Origin of the sequence: Acinetobacter sp. (assembly GCF_039596015.1) — a bacterium.
Lineage (GTDB): Bacteria > Pseudomonadota > Gammaproteobacteria > Pseudomonadales > Moraxellaceae > Acinetobacter.
The window spans coordinates 252,517-271,394 of sequence record NZ_JBCNKN010000002.1 but is presented as its reverse complement, the minus strand read 5'-3'; the positions used below and the strand labels follow the sequence as shown (position 1 = coordinate 271,394).

13 protein-coding genes and 1 tRNA gene are annotated in these 18,878 nt (G+C 39.5%); 11 read left to right on the top strand and 3 right to left on the bottom strand.

The genetic code is table 11. The features are described 5' to 3' along the window. Positions 1 to 370: 370 nt before the first annotated feature. Positions 371 to 1,849 (top strand): sodium:alanine symporter family protein, encoded by a 1,479-nt coding sequence (locus ABDV70_RS03015; RefSeq protein ID WP_343595297.1) that lies wholly within the window; start codon positions 371 to 373, stop codon positions 1,847 to 1,849. A 192-nt stretch (positions 1,850 to 2,041) separates the two neighbouring features. Next, positions 2,042 to 2,118, top strand: a tRNA-Met gene (locus ABDV70_RS03010). Between the two features lie 104 nt (positions 2,119 to 2,222). Here the strand turns inward: ABDV70_RS03010 and ABDV70_RS03005 are convergent. The 3 genes from ABDV70_RS03005 to gltA all read right to left on the bottom strand — a co-directional run bounded on the left by ABDV70_RS03005 (position 2,223) and on the right by gltA (position 6,000). After that, on the bottom strand, positions 2,223 to 3,848 hold the full coding sequence (locus tag ABDV70_RS03005) for an NAD+ synthase (RefSeq protein WP_343595295.1): 1,626 nt from the start codon (positions 3,846 to 3,848) through the stop codon (positions 2,223 to 2,225). Positions 3,849 to 4,118: 270 nt separating this feature from the next. Further along, a complete protein-coding gene (locus ABDV70_RS03000; protein ID WP_343595293.1) occupies positions 4,119 to 4,652 on the bottom strand; it encodes a hypothetical protein in 534 nt (177 codons plus the stop codon). A 73-nt stretch (positions 4,653 to 4,725) separates the two neighbouring features. Next, a complete protein-coding gene (gene gltA / locus ABDV70_RS02995; RefSeq protein ID WP_343595291.1) occupies positions 4,726 to 6,000 on the bottom strand; it encodes a citrate synthase in 1,275 nt (424 codons plus the stop codon). A gap of 1,045 nt (positions 6,001 to 7,045) precedes the next feature. Here gltA and sdhC point away from each other — a divergent pair. The 9 genes from sdhC to sucD all read left to right on the top strand — a co-directional run bounded on the left by sdhC (position 7,046) and on the right by sucD (position 18,876). Then, entirely contained in the window at positions 7,046 to 7,447 is a 402-nt protein-coding gene (gene sdhC, locus ABDV70_RS02990; protein WP_343595289.1) for a succinate dehydrogenase, cytochrome b556 subunit, read from the top strand. After that, the gene (gene sdhD / locus ABDV70_RS02985; protein WP_343595287.1) at positions 7,447 to 7,812 is read left to right on the top strand and encodes a succinate dehydrogenase, hydrophobic membrane anchor protein; all 366 of its coding nucleotides are present in this window, start codon (positions 7,447 to 7,449) and stop codon (positions 7,810 to 7,812) included. The genes sdhC and sdhD overlap by 1 nt, the downstream gene beginning before the upstream one ends. 12 nt (positions 7,813 to 7,824) lie before the next feature. Next, positions 7,825 to 9,720: a succinate dehydrogenase flavoprotein subunit gene (gene sdhA, locus ABDV70_RS02980; protein ID WP_343595285.1), complete on the top strand. Its 1,896-nt coding sequence runs from the start codon at positions 7,825 to 7,827 to the stop codon at positions 9,718 to 9,720. A 14-nt stretch (positions 9,721 to 9,734) separates the two neighbouring features. Next, positions 9,735 to 10,445, top strand: a complete 711-nt coding sequence (locus ABDV70_RS02975) for a succinate dehydrogenase iron-sulfur subunit (protein WP_343595283.1) — start codon at positions 9,735 to 9,737, stop codon at positions 10,443 to 10,445. Between the two features lie 573 nt (positions 10,446 to 11,018). Continuing rightward, the gene (locus tag ABDV70_RS02970) at positions 11,019 to 13,841 is read left to right on the top strand and encodes a 2-oxoglutarate dehydrogenase E1 component (protein WP_343595281.1); all 2,823 of its coding nucleotides are present in this window, start codon (positions 11,019 to 11,021) and stop codon (positions 13,839 to 13,841) included. Between the two features lie 17 nt (positions 13,842 to 13,858). Continuing rightward, positions 13,859 to 15,073, top strand: coding sequence for a 2-oxoglutarate dehydrogenase complex dihydrolipoyllysine-residue succinyltransferase (gene odhB / locus ABDV70_RS02965; RefSeq protein ID WP_343595280.1), 1,215 nt, complete (start codon positions 13,859 to 13,861; stop codon positions 15,071 to 15,073). A 60-nt stretch (positions 15,074 to 15,133) separates the two neighbouring features. Then, positions 15,134 to 16,567, top strand: coding sequence for a dihydrolipoyl dehydrogenase (gene lpdA / locus ABDV70_RS02960; protein WP_343595278.1), 1,434 nt, complete (start codon positions 15,134 to 15,136; stop codon positions 16,565 to 16,567). A 228-nt stretch (positions 16,568 to 16,795) separates the two neighbouring features. Further along, entirely contained in the window at positions 16,796 to 17,992 is a 1,197-nt protein-coding gene (sucC, locus tag ABDV70_RS02955; RefSeq protein ID WP_343595277.1) for an ADP-forming succinate--CoA ligase subunit beta, read from the top strand. Continuing rightward, positions 17,992 to 18,876 carry a succinate--CoA ligase subunit alpha gene (gene sucD, locus ABDV70_RS02950; RefSeq protein ID WP_343595275.1) on the top strand — a complete coding sequence of 295 codons (885 nt, stop codon included), beginning with the start codon at positions 17,992 to 17,994 and terminating at the stop codon, positions 18,874 to 18,876. Before sucC ends, sucD begins: the two co-directional genes overlap by 1 nt. The last annotated feature ends 2 nt before the right edge of the window (positions 18,877 to 18,878 follow it).

The window sequence follows — 18,878 nt, the reverse complement described above, 5'->3', positions numbered from 1 at the left end:
TATCAACAATGTTGATTTTTGGTGCAAAAAACAGCCAAACGTTTTATTTTTAACTTTCCTTAAAGGTTGGATTGTTAAATTTATGTTACAGCTAAAATAGCACGTATTTTTAGCGACAGCTCATCTTACCAAGCAATGTTTAGAAACGGCTGCACTTCTTGAGCGACTTGTGAAACCCAATTGGCATCACATTAAGCAAAGTACTATACCTAGCGGTCACCTCGTGTAACGAGGCCGTAAAATTTATCTTATGTATTTATACATTTCAAAGTATTGGACTTAACAGGGAGTGGGTCTTTATTTTGACTGAAAAGATAGAACACATCGTCAGGTATGAAACATTAGCCGTATTATCTATAAGGACGTCTGAATGAATCAGGAATTAAACGATATTCTCATGTCATGGATCAAAGCATTAAATGATCCATTATGGAATTTCTTAGTGATATTTCTTCTCTCTGTAGGGATAATTTACACTATTGTCACCGGTGGTGTACAAATTCGAATGTTTTTTGAAAGTATTCGAGTCATGAAAAGCAGCCGTCAAGAAGGTGAAGATGAGCATGGGCTTACGCCATTTCAGGCTTTCGTAACGGGCTTAGCAAGTCGTGTTGGTGTGGGTAATATCGGCGGCGTGGCAATTGCAATTGCGATTGGCGGGCCGGGTGCGGTTTTCTGGATGTGGGTTACTGCATTGCTTGGGATGAGTTCTGCATTTGTAGAGTCAACTTTGGCACAGCTCTTTAAAATTCGAGATAAAGAGAACCAACAATTTCGTGGTGGTCCTGCGTACTATATTACCAAAGGCTTAAAGAGCAAACCTTTTGGGATTGTATTCGCTATCGCCATGATTATTACCTATGGCTTGGTGTTTAACTCAGTTCAGGCCAATGCGATTATTGACTCGTCTTCTCATGCATGGGGATGGGACAAAGCGAATGTTGTATTGCCATTAGGCGGTTTAAACCTGACGATTTCATGGGTTGGTTTGGTGCTTGTTGCATTGGTTGCAATTGCAATTTTTGGTGGGATTAAACGTATTGCACACTTTGCAGAAATGTTTGTTCCATTAAAAGCTGGTTTATATCTTGCGATTGCATTTTATATTTGTGCAAGTAATTATGATATTTTGCCACATATTATTGGTTTAATTTTTTCAAAAGCATTCCAGTTTGATGCAGCGGCAGGTGGTTTCTTTGGTAGCGTTGTTTCTATGGCAATGATGCAAGGGATTAAGCGTGGTTTATACTCAAATGAAGCGGGTATGGGTTCTGCACCTAACGCGGCTGCTGCATCTGATGTAAAACACCCTGTAAACCAAGGTTTAGTCCAAATGCTTGGGGTATTTGTCGATACCTTTATCGTGTGTACAAGTACAGCCATGATCATCCTGATTTCAGGCGTATATACAAATACGGGTGGTTTACAAGGTGTTGAATTAACGCAACATGCTTTGGAAACACAAATTGGTCATTATGGCGGTGATTTCCTTGCATTTATTCTCTTCTTATTCTGTTATTCAGCAATTTTAGGGAACTATGCTTACGCTGAAAGTAACATGCAGTTTATTCATAACAGTCGTCCTGTCATGTTTATTTTCCGAGTCTTTGTGTTGGTGATGGTGTACTTTGGTGCAATTACAAGTGTACCTTTAGTCTGGTCGATGGCTGACTTGTCAATGGGAATCATGGCCACAATCAACTTGGTTGCAATTGTACTGCTGATGCCTTATTTGAAAATGCTATTAAAAGACTATCGTCGTCAGTTGAAACAGGGCGTTCAAGATCCAGTTTTTAAACTAGAAGAACATCCTGAATTTAAAAAGAAAGTAGATTCAGATATTTGGTAAGTTTTTAAAACACTTAAGAAGCCAGTTATTGAACTGGCTTTTTTATATGTAAAATTTTGATTTATAGATTGAAATTTCAGCATTTTAAAAAAATGAGTGAAATGATGGATGTTTGATTGTTTGGTGATCATCTAACTCAATACATGTATTGACCTTATTGAAAGAACTATAGATAATGCACGCACAGTTTACGGCTATGTAGCTCAGTTGGTTAGAGCACCGCACTCATAATGCGGGGGTCACAAGTTCAAGTCTCGTCATAGCCACCATTTTTATAAACCATGCTCCTAGCATGGTTTCTTTTTATCTGCGTTTTATAAAAATGAAAAAGCCTAAACATCAAAGTTTAGGCTTCATCCAGAATCAGGTAAATTTAGCTACCTGCTTTCCAGCCATTGATAATCGGATAACGACGCTCACGACTAAAAGCACGTGAACTAATACGTGGACCGATTGCACCTTGTCGACGTTTATATTCATTTATATCTACAAGGCGAATCACTTTCTCAACCACTTGAGGGTCAAAGCCACGTTCAATAATGGCTTGTTGGCTCAAGTCTTCTTCGATGTAAGCGTAAAGGATCGCATCAAGTACATCATAAGCAGGTAATGAGTCCTGATCTTTCTGGTCTGGACGTAATTCGGCAGAAGGTGGACGAGTAATCACACGTTCAGGAATTACAGGCGTTTCACTGATGCTATTACGATATTTTGCCAATTCAAAAACAATCGTTTTATAAACATCTTTTAATACTGCAAAACCACCGACCATATCACCATATAAAGTGCAATAGCCAACAGCGAGTTCAGACTTATTACCCGTTGATAAAACGAGGTTACCAAACTTGTTTGAAAGCGCCATCAATAAAGTGCCGCGTGAACGTGCTTGTAAATTTTCTTCAGTTGCATCGGCAGGCATATTGCCAAAGAACGGATAAAGCGTTTGCATGAAGCTGTTCACGACAGGGTGAATTTCTGCAACCCCAAACGTAATACCTAGACGTTTTGCTTGTTCAGCAGCATCTTCAATACTAATTTGAGCAGTATAGGTATAAGGCATCATAACGGCTTGAACTTTGTCAGCGCCTAATGCATCTACTGCGATGGCAAGGGTGAGGGCAGAATCAATTCCGCCAGATAATCCCAAAATAACGCCAGGGAAACCAGAGCGTTGCACATAGTCACGTGTCGCCATTACAAGACCTTGATAGATCTCGGCCATGGTTTCTAATTCAGGTTGAGTTTCCTGAGCTTTAAAGCTACCTTGTTCTGCATTAAATTCTGCAAAAGATAGTTGTTCTTTAAAGCTTTCAGCACGACAAATCAATTGACCTTCGCGGTCAAGAACAAAGCTAGAACCATCAAAAATCAGATCATCCTGACCACCGACCTGATTGGTATAGACCAGATTAACCCGCAATTGCTTGGTCAATTCAGTCATTGTAGCAATACGATGCTGAGGTTTACCGACTTCGTATGGGGATGAATTGAGAACAAGAATTGTATCTACATTTAATTGGGCAAGTTGCTGAACTGTATTGATATTCCAAATATCTTCACAAATCAGAACACCAAATTTATGCTCAAGATATTCGAAAACTAAATGTTGATGACCAAGATTAAAATAACGCTTTTCATCAAAAACGCTATAATTCGGTAAGTTTTGTTTATTATAAATACCTAGAATTTCACCATCTTTCATTACTGCCGCAGAGTTAAAGCGTTGACCATCTTCAGCCTGATGGACAAAGCCAAACACCATCACAATATCTTTTACTTCTTTGAGTTGAGATAATGCTTGCTGAGTACGATTTTTTAAACTTGGACGTAGTAAAAGATCTTCAGCAGGATAACCAATAACGCTTAACTCGGGAAAGATAACAATATCTGCTTGTTGCGCTTTCGCTTGATTTGCCTGTTCAATCATCTTTGCGGTATTGTTTTCAATATTGCCAATGTGTGGAGAAAATTGAGCAAGGGCAATTTTAAAATTTTTCATTTAAATTAAGTCCTATTCCTATAGGGTAGTTACATGGCACTGATTTATAAATTTAATTATTCAGTTCCGTGTAATAACAACAAAAAATCAAAGTATGTGGGTAGGTGATACTATATACGAAACCTAGCTGATATTAATCTTAAAAATTAAAAAAACTGCATGAAATGTATAAAAAAATACATATCGATTTCATGCTGCTCTAAACCTAAGAAAATAAAAGGGATCGACAATGTTATTTTTTAGATTACATGGTCGTGACCAATCAAACCGTTATTGATTTTGCGAGTGTAAAATAATATTGGGAATTTTATCTAGAAAGATATCTCGGGCAATATCGCCTTGTTGCTCAATGTTATAGTCCCAAAATGATTTTTGAGGGATAAAATTGTAATGATAGGGATTGTAATTTTGAAAGCTTAGGTAATAAGCAATTTGAAGCAGGGCACCTTTGAACAGCACATTAATATGTTGTTGATACTGATAAATATGGGCCAACTCATGAATAAAAGTGCATTGATAAGCCAAACTTTCTAAGCTGTAATCTTCTTTATAATTTTCTGGGTTTACAAAAATCTTTCCAACAGGTGCCATAAATAAACCAACAGGTTGCCAAGGCAAATAGGGAGTATTCAAAACTTGAATGGTGGAATAATTAAGTTGATTTCCAAACACCTTATAAGCCAGTTGAACTTCATTGTCCGTTAAATAGCGATATTGAAAGGTATAAATATTAAAAAAATAAAAGCACCAGTAGTAAAAAAGACTACGGATGGAAAGAAAAATGGAATTTTGAAAGATCGTCATGACTTAAATCATAGCATTAAAAAAGACCGCGTTAGCGGCCTTTTTTGTCGTTTTTTCAGCTTTCCAGAGGAAACTAGCGTTGAATATCGCGCTGAGTTGCACCTGTATAAAGTTGGCGTGGACGGCCAATTTTATATGCAGCACTGTGCATTTCTAACCAGTGGCTAATCCAGCCAACAGTACGTGCAAGCGCAAAAATCACAGTAAACATTTCTGTTGGAATACCAATTGCTTTTAAGATGATTCCAGAATAGAAGTCTACGTTAGGATATAGATTGCGTTCTACGAAGTATGGGTCAGAAAGCGCAATACGCTCAAGCTCCATTGCAAGTGCAAGTTGTGGATCATTAATGCCTAGAGCAGCAAGTACTTCGTCACATGTTTGTTTCATTACTTTGGCACGTGGGTCAAAGTTTTTATACACACGGTGACCGAAGCCCATAAGCTTCACTTCTTTGCGTTTTACTTTTTCCATGAATTCAGGAACGTGTTCTACGCTACCAATTTCATCTAGCATCTTAAGTACAGCTTCGTTCGCACCACCGTGAGCAGGCCCCCAAAGTGCAGCAATACCCGCAGCAATACATGCATAAGGGTTAGCGCCAGTAGAACCAGCAAGACGAACAGTAGAAGTAGACGCATTTTGTTCATGATCAGCATGAAGCGTAAAAATACGATCCATTGCTTTTGCAAGAACTGGATTTACTTTGTAATCACGGTCAGCAGGTGTTGCAAACATCATATGCAGGAAGTTTTCTGCATAGTTCAAGTCATTACGTGGGTAAATGAACGGTTGACCTACAGTGTATTTGTAGCTCCAAGCTGCCAATGTTGGAATTTTTGCAATTAGGCGAATTGCTGTAATTTCACGGTGATTAACATCTTCAAGATCTAAACCATTGTGATAGAACGCAGACAAAGCACCAACAACACCAACCATAATTGCCATTGGATGTGCGTCACGACGGAAACCATTGAAGAAACGGCTGACTTGGTCGTGTACCATGGTGTGGTTGCGAACTTTTGTATCAAATTCAGCTTTTTGTTCAGGCGTTGGAAGTTCACCGTTAAGTAGCAAATAGCAAGTTTCTAAGTAATCTGCTTTAGTTGCTAGTTGATCGATTGGATAGCCTCTGTGTAATAAAATACCTTTATTTCCATCAATAAAAGTAATTTTTGATTCACAAGAAGCTGTCGCCATAAACCCTGGATCAAAAGTGAAGTGACCTGCAGCTAAAACATCCTTAACATCGATGACATCGGGACCTAAAGTACCGCTGTAAATTGGTAATTCAATTTCTTTTCCATCAAGTTTTAAAACGGCTTTCTTGCCAGTTGCTTCAGACATTCAATAGATCTCCTGTCCTGGTGAATGTGATACTGATGCGTAATTAATAGTCTTTTCGTGAACGTCATCAGCGGGATAAAATTGAACCAAGCTTATTCTTTACTCAAAAATTGTCAATCATACTTATGGATGAACTCGTTTAGCTTCATGAGTGATGACTGCTTCCGTGCCTGTATCCATACAAAATTGAGTGTAGAGGATCTTGCTTCGTAACCAATTTACAGCAAGCCACGGAAAAAAAACATGAAACTCTTCTGAAATATTTGTGTAAAAATAGAAAAAAACGATAAATAGCTGTTCGTAAAATAATCTTTTTCCCTATGAAAACCTTTATATTTATGGCTTTAACAATCGAAATATTTAGTAAAACTTTTATTGTTAAAAACTCATTATTTAGACTATTTGATTGATGTTTAATTGATTTTTTCTTTCATTTTAATTGGAAAAATCATTTATTTTTTTAAAAGCAATGATAAAAAACAACAGAAATTTCAAAAACAGGGGGATTTTTTACCGCCGTGGGTTTTTCATCGTTGCTGGAAATCACAAATAAATTAAAACTGATAATTTATATTTAGGGTTCTGGAAAGCTTTAAAAATGTACGGTGTCGTATGTGGTTGATGTTGAAAATATGTTTGAAATATCAGCAGGTTTTAATCGGCTAAGTCCGAATATCTTAGCTTTTGCTATGAATATACGAAAAAAATGAAAGAGGGATTCGCCAGAATGTATTCTGCTTTAGTCTAATAACATTCAGCAAAAACCATGAGACTTTTTTGCATTTTGATTTTTAGAATTTATATGTGAGGTGAGCAAAATAGTGGGGTGCAATCCTTCATATCCTATAAATGATAGGTATTTATTTGATAATGATTATTATTTATATGGGTTTATTGGAGTGGTGTTGATTTTAGTTGTTTGAATTTTGACATTTTGCGTTTTATAATTCATTGTCGTTTAGAAGTTTAGGCAGTCGTTTGCCTAAAGATGCCAGCTTTCCTTCGAATTAATCTACAAACTCCAGCTGGAGTTTTTACTTACAGGATGCCCGCTGTGAAAAGCAACAGACCTGTCAATTTGTCCATGGGTCAGGTATTAGCGGTAAACTTACGCTCGCCCGTGGCTATTGCATCAATTTTACACCGTTTATCAGGTGTCATCGTATTTTTGTTGGTTCCAGTACTATTATGGATATTAGATAAGTCATTGTCTTCGCCAGAAGGCTTTACTTATGTAAAAGAACAAATATTTGGGAATTTCTTAGTACGATTCATTGTTTGGGTTTTTGTAGCAGGTTTAATCTATCACTTTATTGGTGGTGTTAAACATCTGCTTGCTGACCTTGGTTTTAATGAAGAACTACAAAGTGGTCGGGTTGCAGCTACAATTTCATTGGTCTTGTCTGTGATAGCAATTATCGCAGCATTTATATGGATTGTAATCTAATGAATAGTGCTACAGGTTTAACGGGTTCAGGTTCTCGTGATTGGTATATTCAACGTCTAAGTGCCGTTATTCTGGCTGCTTATACGGTTGTAATATTCGGTTGGATTCTTTGCCATAGCGGTTTTAGCTTTGATCAATGGACTGGGTTTATGAAAACCTTGCCAATGAAGGTTTTCTCTTTGTTGGCTGTTTTGTCATTGGTAGCACACGCATGGATTGGAATGTGGCAAGTATTTACAGACTATGTAACTACTCGTCATATGGGTCCATCGGCTAAAGGTTTGCGCCTTGTGTTAACGAGTGCAGTCATTGTTGCTGTGTTTGTGTATGCAATCTGGACATGCCAGATTTTCTGGGCGAATTGATAGGAAAAGATCATGGGCGCTATAACCCCTAAAGAAGATTATTCAAATATTCCAAACCTTACTTTCGATACAGTTATCGTTGGTGGGGGTGGTTCAGGTATGCGTGCTGCATATCAACTGGCTCAGGCTGGTTTGAAAGTTGCAGTTTTGACTAAAGTGTTTCCTACACGCTCTCATACAGTTGCCGCACAAGGTGGTATTGGTGCGTCTCTTGGTAACATGCAGGAAGATAATTGGCATTACCATTTTTATGACACTGTTAAGGGTGGTGACTGGCTGAGCGATCAGGATGCTTGTGAGTTCATGACTCGCGAAGCACCAAAAGTTGTTTATGAGCTTGAACACATGGGGATGCCATTTGACCGTAACAAGGATGGTACGATTTATCAACGTCCATTTGGTGGTCACTCTGCAAACTATGGTGAAAAAGCAGTACCTCGCGCATGTGCAGCGGCTGACCGTACAGGACATGCGTTATTGCATACCTTGTATCAAAGCAACGTGAAAATGGGTACACAATTCTTTGTTGAATGGATTGCTCTTGATTTAATCCGTAACGAAGAAGGTGATGTACTTGGTGTAACTGCATATGACCAAGAAACAGGGAACATTGCAGTATTCCAAGCAAAAGCGACATTGTTTGCTACAGGTGGTGCTGGTCGTGTTTACCGTGCATCTACCAATGCGTATATCAATACTGGTGATGGTCTTGGGATGGCTGCTCGTGCAGGTATTCCGTTACAAGATATGGAATTCTGGCAATTCCACCCAACAGGTGTTGCAGGCGCAGGTGTATTGTTAACAGAAGGTTGTCGTGGTGAAGGCGCAATTCTTCGTAACAAAGATGGCGAACCATTCATGGAGCGTTATGCTCCGACTTTAAAAGATTTGGCTCCACGTGACTTCGTTTCGCGTTCAATGGACCAAGAAATTAAAGAAGGTCGTGGTTGTGGTCCTAAGGGTGACTATATCTTGCTAGATATGACTCACTTGGGTGCAGACACAATTATGAAGCGTTTGCCTTCTGTATTTGAGATTGGTAAAAAATTCGCGAACGTAGATATCACCAAAGAGCCAATTCCAGTTGTCCCAACAATCCATTATCAAATGGGTGGTATTCCAACCAATATTCATGGTCAGGTTGTTGTGCCATTTGGTACGGAAGAAGGTGAGTTTTCTACCTATTACAACAAGGATACTAAAGAGTATTCTTACAAAGGCAGCCGTGATTACACTAAACCTGTAAAAGGTTTTTATGCAATCGGTGAGTGTTCTTGTGTGTCTGTACATGGTGCGAACCGTTTAGGAACAAACTCATTACTTGACTTGGTTGTATTTGGTAAAGCTGCTGGCGAACATATCATTGACTATGTAACCAAACATCATGGTGATGATTATGCGCCACTACCAAACGATGTTTTAGACAAAACATTGCAACGTATCCGTCACTTGGATGAAACAACAGGTGGTGAGAACGCTCAGGAAGTTGCAGATACAATTCGTGATATCGTTCAGGATCATGCTGGTGTATTCCGTACACAGGCATTGCTTGATGAAGGTGTGAAACAGATTCTTGCTTTAGAGCCTCGTGTTCGCAACATTCATTTAAAAGACAAATCTAAAGTGTTTAATACTGCCCGTGTTGAAGCGTTAGAAGTTGAAAACTTATATGAAGTTGCTAAAGCGACCTTGATTTCTGCGGCTGCACGTAAAGAATGTCGTGGTGCACATACGGTTGTTGATTATGAGTTACCGCCAGATCATGCTGACTATCCATATGGCCGTCGTGATGATGAGTGGATGAAACATACATTATGGTATTCTACAGATAACCATTTAGAGTACAAACCTGTACGCTACAAACCGTTAACTGTTGATCCTATTGAACCTAAACCACGCACATTCTAATCGGGAGTATAAAGATGAGTAGAGGTACTCGTACATTCGAAATCTACCGCTATGATCCTGATAAGGATAAAGCACCGTACATGCAAACTTTTAAACTTGAGTTAACAGACAAGCACCGTATGTTGCTTGATGCCTTACTTGCGTTGAAAGTTCAAGATGAAACTTTGACATTCCGTCGTTCTTGCCGTGAAGGTATTTGTGGATCGGATGGTGTGAATATCAATGGTAAAAATGGTTTGGCTTGTTTGCAAAACCTAAATGATTTACCAGAAAAAATTGTGATTCGTCCATTGCCAGGGTTGCCTGTGATTAAAGATTTGGTTGTTGATATGAACCAATTCTACGATCAGTATGACAAAATTCATCCATTCTTGATCAACAATCAGCCTGCACCAGCAAAAGAGCGCTTGCAGTCACCTGAAGAACGTGAACATTTAAATGGTTTGTATGAGTGTATTTTATGTGCATGCTGTTCAACTTCATGCCCATCATTCTGGTGGAACCCTGATAAATTCTTAGGACCATCAGCATTGTTAAATGCATACCGTTTCATTATTGATTCGCGTGATACAGCAACACAAGAGCGTTTGGCTCGTCTTGATGATCCATTTAGCTTATTCCGTTGTAAAGGGATTATGAACTGTGTATCTGTTTGTCCTAAAGGGTTAAACCCAACAAAGGCTATTGGTCATATCCGTAGCATGTTGTTAGACCAAGCAGGTTAATCCTATTGTAATTTTAAAACGCACATCTTCGGATGTGCGTTTTTTTATATGTAGTTACTCTGTTAATGATGTAATGGTTTTAATTGCAAGTTTTTATGAGATCAATCACCATATACAGGTTGCTAGGAATGCTTATATTTTTATTTGTGATGGGAACTATAGGATAAAAAAATTTATTCTGAATGGAGAACATGGTAGCATTTAGTAAGTCACTATATTGAAAAAAAAGCGTATTAAAATAACACTTAATTTTCAAAATATGAGAAAATGGCAGCGTTTCATAAAATTTAAAAAACCGCCTTAGAAAAGCTAAAAACACAATTTATCTTTTCTAAGACGATTTGCAAAAAATTGCTCGGCAGTTGTCGGGTATAAAGATGAGTGATGATGCCAGGTATGGGCGTGATAATTCATTGAGTTCATCAGGAGAAATATGCCTGCATGGACAAATTAACGACCCTGATGATGAAAGTCATTAGGCATAATGTCATGTTTAGCAATCTGACATTATTGATCATGGATTGCTTTACAAAGCAATCTGTAATGTTTTTGCAATAGGAAATGGGTCCACAAATGCAAGAAGTTGCTGACGCATTGCGTCTTGATACTGAACTTTCTGGTGATAGTGCAGCGTATATTGAAGAGTTATACGAGCAATACTTAACTTCTCCATCATCTGTCAGTGAAGACTGGCGTCAATATTTTGATAAATTCCCTAAAGGCGACCAACCACACGGAACTGTGCGTGAACAATTTTTATTACTTGGTCGTAATTCAAACCGTATACAACCAGTAGTTCAAAGTACGGTTAGCACAGAACATGAAAAGCGTCAGATTGGTGTTTTACAGCTAATCGCAGCTTATCGTAACCGTGGTCATCAAAAGGCGAAACTTGATCCTCTTGGTTTAGCAAAGCGTGAAGAGGTGCCTGATTTAGAATTGGGTGCGCATGGCTTAACTAAATCGGATCTAGATACTGTATTTAATACAGGTAATCTTGCTATTGGTAAAGAAGAAGCCACGCTTGGCGAGATCGTGAACACACTTGAATCAGTTTACTGTGAAACGATTGGTGCAGAATATATGCACATTGTGGATACAGTAGAAAGACGTTGGATTCAACAGCGTTTAGAAAGTGTTCGTGGTCAGTTTAACTTTGGTGCAGATCAGAAAAAACACTTTTTAGAGCGTTTGACTGCTGCTGAAGGCTTAGAAAAATATCTGGGTAATAAATACGTTGGTGCGAAGCGTTTTGGTTTGGAAGGTGGTGAATCTTTCATTCCAATGGTAGATGAAATTATTCAACGCGCAGGCACGGTTGGTTGTAAAGAAGTTGTGATTGGTATGCCACACCGTGGTCGTCTAAATCTTCTTGTGAATATCATGGGTAAAAACCCATCTGATTTGTTTGGTGAGTTCGAAGGTCGCTCATTAACCAAAAAAGGTTCAGGAGATGTAAAATACCATCAAGGTTTCTCTTCAAATGTGATGACACAAGGTGGCGAAGTTCACTTGGCATTGGCATTTAACCCATCTCATTTAGAAATCGTTGGGCCTGTAATTGAAGGTTCAGTACGTGCGCGTCAAGTCCGTCGTAAAGATATCGGTGGTGATGATGTATTGCCATTAAGTGTTCATGGTGATGCTGCTTTTGCGGGTCAAGGTGTGAATATGGAAACTTTCCAGATGTCACAAACCCGTGGTTATACCGTTGGCGGTACAGTTCACATTGTTGTAAATAACCAAGTTGGTTTTACAACATCAGATCCACGTGATGCACGTTCTACTGAATATTCTACAGATATCGCAAAAATGGTTCAGGCACCTATTTTCCATGTAAATGGTGATGATCCTGAAGCTGTAGTCTTTATTGCTCAATTGGCACACGATTTCCGTCATACTTTCCGTAAAGATGTTGTGATTGATTTGTTCTGTTATCGTCGTCGTGGTCACAACGAAGCAGATGAACCATCTGCAACTCAACCAGTAATGTATAAAGTCATCAATAAAAAGCCGACAACACGTACGCTTTATGCTGATGTCTTGGTACAAGAAAAAGTATTAGATCGTGCGCAAGCTGACAAAATGGTTGAAGAATACCGTTCTGATTTAGAAGCGGGTAAACATGTTGCAAATGCATTGGTTCTAGAGCCAAACACAAAAATGTTTGTAGACTGGAAACCGTATTTGGGTCATGAGTACACCGACGATTGGGATACTTCATTCAACATTGAGCGTTTGAAAGAACTTGGCCGTGGTATGCATAAGTTACCAGAAGGTTTTGAAATGCAACGTCAAGTGGCGAAAGTCATTGATGAGCGTTTGAAAATGCAAACTGGTGAAGCGCCTTTAAACTGGGGTGCGGCTGAAACTCTAGCTTATGCAACATTAGTAGATGAAGGCTATCTTGTACGTATCAGTGGTGAAGACGTTGGTCGTGGTACTTTCTCTCATCGTCATGCGAAATTACATAATCAGGTTGATGGTTCGGTTTATATTCCATTATGCCATGTCAAAGAAAACCAGCCACGTTTTGCGCTTTGGGATTCATTGCTTTCTGAAGAAGCTGTATTGGCATTTGAATATGGTTATGCGACAACATTGCCGAATAGTTTGATTGTTTGGGAAGCTCAATTTGGTGACTTCGCAAATGGTGCGCAAGTTGTAATTGACCAGTTCATCGCTTCAGGTGAAACCAAATGGGAACGTGTATGTGGTTTAACCATGCTGTTACCACATGGCTTTGAAGGTCAAGGTCCTGAGCATTCATCTGCACGTTTAGAGCGTTATTTACAGCTTTGTGCTGAAGATAATATGCAAGTGATTACACCAACTACACCTGCACAGATTTTCCATGCTTTGCGTCGTCAGGCTGTACGCCCAATTCGTAAACCATTGATCGTTATGTCACCTAAGTCATTGTTACGTCACAAGTTAGCAACATCTAATCTGGACGAATTGGCACATGGTCAATTCCAGACTGTGATTGATGAGATTGATACGCTAACAGCGTCTGATGTGACTCGTGTCGTGCTGTGTGGTGGTAAAGTTTACTATGACTTACTCGAAAAACGCCGTGAGTTAGAACTCAATAATGTTGCGATTGTGCGTATTGAACAATTATATCCGTACCCAGAGCAGCGTTTGGCAGAAGTATTGAAACAATATCCAAATGCAGTTGATTTTGTATGGTGTCAAGAAGAACCACAGAACCAAGGCGCATGGCATTTCATTGCACATCGTTTATATGAAAGCGTGTTAACTTTAGGAAAATCAACACGTATTACATATGCAGGACGTGACGCTGCAGCTGCACCAGCAGTTGGTTCACCATATTTGCATGCAAAACAACAAGCTCAGTTAATTCAAGACGCGCTTGCGTTTGACGCTGAATAATCAGGAGAGACTAAAGAATGGCAACTGAAATTAAGGCACCCGTATTTCCAGAGTCTGTAGCAGACGGAACAATTGCGACATGGCATAAAAAAGTTGGGGAAGCGGTATCACGTGATGAAGTGATCTGTGATATTGAAACTGATAAAGTTGTATTAGAAGTGGTTGCTCCTGCCGATGGTAGTTTGACTGCAATTGTTAAAAATGAAGGCGATACTGTACTTTCTAGCGAAGTGATTGCTCAGTTTGAAGAAGGTGCTGTTTCTGGTGCTGCTGCAACTGAAGCCGTTCAAAGCGAAGAAAAAGTTGAGCAAGCTGCTGCAAATACACAAGCAGGTGCTGCACCTGTTGTTGAGCGTTCACAACCCGTTTCAGACCAAGCGCCAGCAGTACGCAAAGCGTTAACTGAAACAGGAATCAATGCGACAGAGGTACAAGGTACTGGTCGTGGTGGTCGTATCACTAAAGAAGATGTTGCGAATCATCAAACTAAACCAGCTGCAAATGTAACACCTTTAAGTGTTGCAGTTGGTGAGCGTATTGAAAAACGCGTACCAATGACACGTTTACGTAAACGTGTTGCTGAGCGTCTGCTTTCTGCTACACAACAAACAGCAATGTTAACCACGTTCAACGAAGTTAACATGAAACCTGTTATGGAAATGCGTAAACAGTACAAAGATATCTTTGAAAAACGTCATGGCGCACGTTTAGGCTTTATGTCTTTCTTCGTAAAAGCAGTGACTGAAGCATTGAAACGCTATCCTGCTGTAAATGCATCAATTGATGGCGATGATATTGTTTATCATGGTTACTATGATATTGGTGTTGCAGTATCAAGTGATCGTGGTCTTGTTGTACCTGTACTTCGTGATACAGATCGTATGAGCTATGCAGAAGTAGAATCTGGTATTGCTGCATATGCTGGTAAAGCACGCGAAGGTAAATTGACAATTGAAGAAATGTCAGGCGGTACATTCACCATTACTAACGGTGGTACTTTCGGTTCATTGCTTTCTACACCAATTTTGAACCAGCCACAAACAGGTATCTTGGGGATGCACAAAATCCAAGAACGTCCTATGGCAGTCAATGGTCAAGTTGAAATCTTACCGATGATGTATTTGGCACTTTCTTATGACCACCGTATGATCGATGGTAAAGAAGCGGTAGGTTTCTTGGTGACAATCAAAGAATTGTTAGAAGAACCAGCTAAACTGATCTTAGACCTTTAATTTTTTACGGATATTAAACCAAGACAGAGCAACCCTCTGTTTTGGTACACGGAGATAAATATGTCTCAGCAATTTGATCTTGTTGTGATTGGCGGTGGGCCAGGTGGTTATGAAGCAGCGATTCGTGCTGCTCAATTAGGCTTTAAAGTTGCTTGTATCGAAAAACGTATCCACAACGGAAAACCTTCTTTAGGTGGTACTTGCTTAAACGTGGGTTGTATTCCATCTAAAGCTTTATTGGATTCATCTCATCGTTATGAATCTACTCAGCACGAGTTGGCTGATCACGGTATTACAACAGGTGAAGTTTCTGTTGATCTTGCGAAATTATTGGCTCGTAAAGATAAAGTTGTTGATCAATTAACAGGTGGTGTTGCTCAATTACTTAAAGGTAATGGTATTGAGTGGTTGCAAGGTACTGGTAAATTACTTGCAGGTAAAAAAGTTGAGTTCGTACCTTTTGAAGGCGAAACTCAAGTGCTTGAACCAAAATATGTGATTTTGGCTTCGGGTTCTGTACCTGTAAATATTCCAGTTGCACCAGTCGATGAAGACCTCATTGTTGATTCAACAGGCGCTTTAAGTTTCACTGAAGTACCAAAACGCTTAGGTGTGATTGGTGCTGGTGTTATTGGCTTAGAACTTGGTTCAGTATGGCGTCGTTTGGGTTCAGAAGTTGTGATTTTTGAAGCAACTGATGCGTTCCTTCCAATCGCAGACAAAGCATTGGCAAAAGAATATCAAAAAATCTTGACTAAACAAGGTTTGGATATTCGTATCGGTGCAAAAGTTGCGGGTACAGAAATTCAAGGTCGTGAAGTTACTGTAAAATATAACCAAGCGGGCGAAGACAAAACAGCAACTTTTGATAAAGTGATTGTTTGTGTAGGCCGTAAAGCGTATGCAGAAGGCTTACTTGCTGAAGATTCAGGCGTTAAGCTTACTGAACGTGGTTTAGTTGAAGTGAATGATCACTGTGCAACTTCTGTAGAAGGTGTGTATGCGATTGGTGACTTGGTTCGTGGTCCAATGCTTGCACATAAAGCAATGGAAGAAGGCGTAATGGCAGTTGAGCGTATTCACGGTCATGCAGCGCAAGTGAACTATGACACAATCATCAGTGTAATCTATACACATCCTGAAGCGGCTTGGGTTGGTTTAACTGAAGAACAAGCAGTTGCAAAAGGTCATGAAGTAAAAGCAGGTCAATTCCCATTTGCGGTAAATGGTCGTGCTTTAGCTGCTGGTGAGTCTGCTGGTTTCGTAAAATTCGTTGCCGATGCAAAAACAGACCGTTTATTGGGTATGCACATTGTTGGCCCTAATGCATCTGATATCGTTCATCAGGGCATGATTGCACTTGAGTTTGTCTCTTCTGTTGAGGATCTTCAATTGATGACATTTGGTCACCCGACATTCTCAGAAGTTGTGCATGAAGCTGCACTTGCTGTAGATGGTCGTGCTATCCACGCGATTCAACGTAAACGTAAATAATCTAAGGATTATTGAGTAAAAAGAGTGGTTTTGACCACTCTTTTTTTATGGAAATGATTTCTTTATATAAGTCAAAATAAATAAATGAAAAATTCGTTTGTTGAATTGTTGCGACCAATTGAATTTTTATAATAAATCTTCTACAACATTAAAGATGCATCAATGTTTTGGTGCATTGGTGTGATGTTAATCCCAATAATAATGTGTCACAGAACAAAAGGTACAAAAATGAATTTGCATGAATATCAAGCCAAAGCGCTATTGAAGCAATATGGTTTACCTGTTCAGGAAGGTATTTTAATTACAACACCCGAAGAAGCAGGGGCGGCATATAAAAAACTAGGAGGAAAATTTGCTGTATTAAAAGCCCAAGTTCATGCAGGCGGACGGGGAAAGGCTGGTGGTGTTAAGGTTGTAAAATCCAAAGACGAAGCAATTGAGTGTGCATCAGCATTGTTGGGTAGTCGATTAGTGACTTATCAAACAGATGCGCTTGGGCAACCTGTGAATAGCATCTTGGTGTGTGAAGATGTTTATCCTGTCGCTCGTGAGCTATATTTAGGTGCAGTGATTGATCGTTCTTCACGTCGGGTTGTCTTTATGGCTTCAACCGAAGGTGGTGTTGAAATCGAAAAAGTAGCCGAAGAAACTCCAGAAAAGATTTTTAAAATTGCAATTGACCCATTGATTGGTTTGTTACCTTTTCAGGCAAGGGAAATGGGATATGCCTTGCATTTAGATGAAGCTCAGGTTCATCAATTCACACAGTTACTACAAGGCGCATATCGCGCTTTTATCGAAAATGATTTTTCATTATTTGAAATTAATCCATTATCTGTTCGTGAAAATGGAGAAATTTTGTGCGTTGATGCCAAAATTAATATCGATTCAAATGCGCTATATCGTATTCCTCAAATTGAAGCTTTACGTGATAAAACACAAGAAAATGAGCGAGAGTTGAAAGCATCTGAACATGACCTGAATTATGTGGCTTTAGATGGCAATATTGGTTGTATGGTCAATGGCGCGGGTTTGGCTATGGCAACGATGGATATTATTCAACTGTATGGAGGAAAACCTGCCAACTTTTTGGATGTTGGAGGTGGTGCGACAAAAGAGCGTGTCATAGAAGCATTTAAGATCATTTTAGATGATCGTGCAGTTGAAGCGGTATTGATCAATATTTTTGGAGGGATTGTTCGCTGTGACATGATTGCAGAAGCAATTATTGCGGCTATACAAGAGGTACAAGTCAATATCCCTGTCGTGGTTCGTTTAGAAGGAAATAATGCAGAATTAGGGGCAAAAATCTTAGATGAGTCTGATCTGGATTTGATTTCTGCAAATGGTTTGGCAGATGCTGCCGATAAAGTGGTTTTGGCTGTACAACAACAAGAAAAAAATATCGTTGAAGGAGCAGAGTAATGAGTGTCCTCGTAAATAAAGATACAAAGGTATTGGTGCAAGGATTTACTGGGAAAAATGGTACTTTTCACTCCGTTCAGGCCCTTGATTATGGAACTAAAATTGTAGGTGGGGTAACACCTGGTAAAGGTGGGCAAACGCATTTGGATTTGCCTGTGTTTAATACTATGCGTGATGCAGTACGCGAAACAAAAGCTGATGCATCGGTTATTTTTGTGCCTGCACCTTATGTTTTAGATTCGATTATTGAAGCACTAGATAGTGGTATTGGTCTGGTTGTCGTGATCACTGAAGGTGTTCCAACCTTAGATATGCTAAAAGCAAAACGCTACTTGGAAACTTATGGTGGTGGTGCACGTTTAATCGGGCCAAACTGTCCAGGGATTATTACGCCAGGCGAATGTAAAATTGGCATTATGCCGGGACATATTCATCAAGCAGGAAAAATCGGTATTATCTCCCGTTCAGGGACTTTAACTTATGAAGCTGTAGCGCAGACCACAAAATTAGGTCTAGGACAGTCAACATGTATTGGAATTGGAGGTGATCCGATTCCGGGGATGAATCAGATTGATGCACTGAAACTGTTCCAAGATGACCCAGAGACTGAAGCTGTGGTTATGATTGGGGAAATTGGAGGGACAGCGGAAGAAGAAGCTGCCGAATTTATCCAGTCAGAAGTCACGAAACCTGTTGTTGGTTATATTGCCGGAGTAACTGCACCTAAAGGCAAGCGTATGGGGCATGCAGGGGCAATTATTTCAGGTGGGAAAGGAACGGCCGAGGAAAAATTTCAGGCATTTGAGAAAGCGGGGATTGCTTATACAAGAAGCCCTGCAGAAATTGGTCAGACAATGTTTGATTTATTAAAAAGCAAAAAATAAAT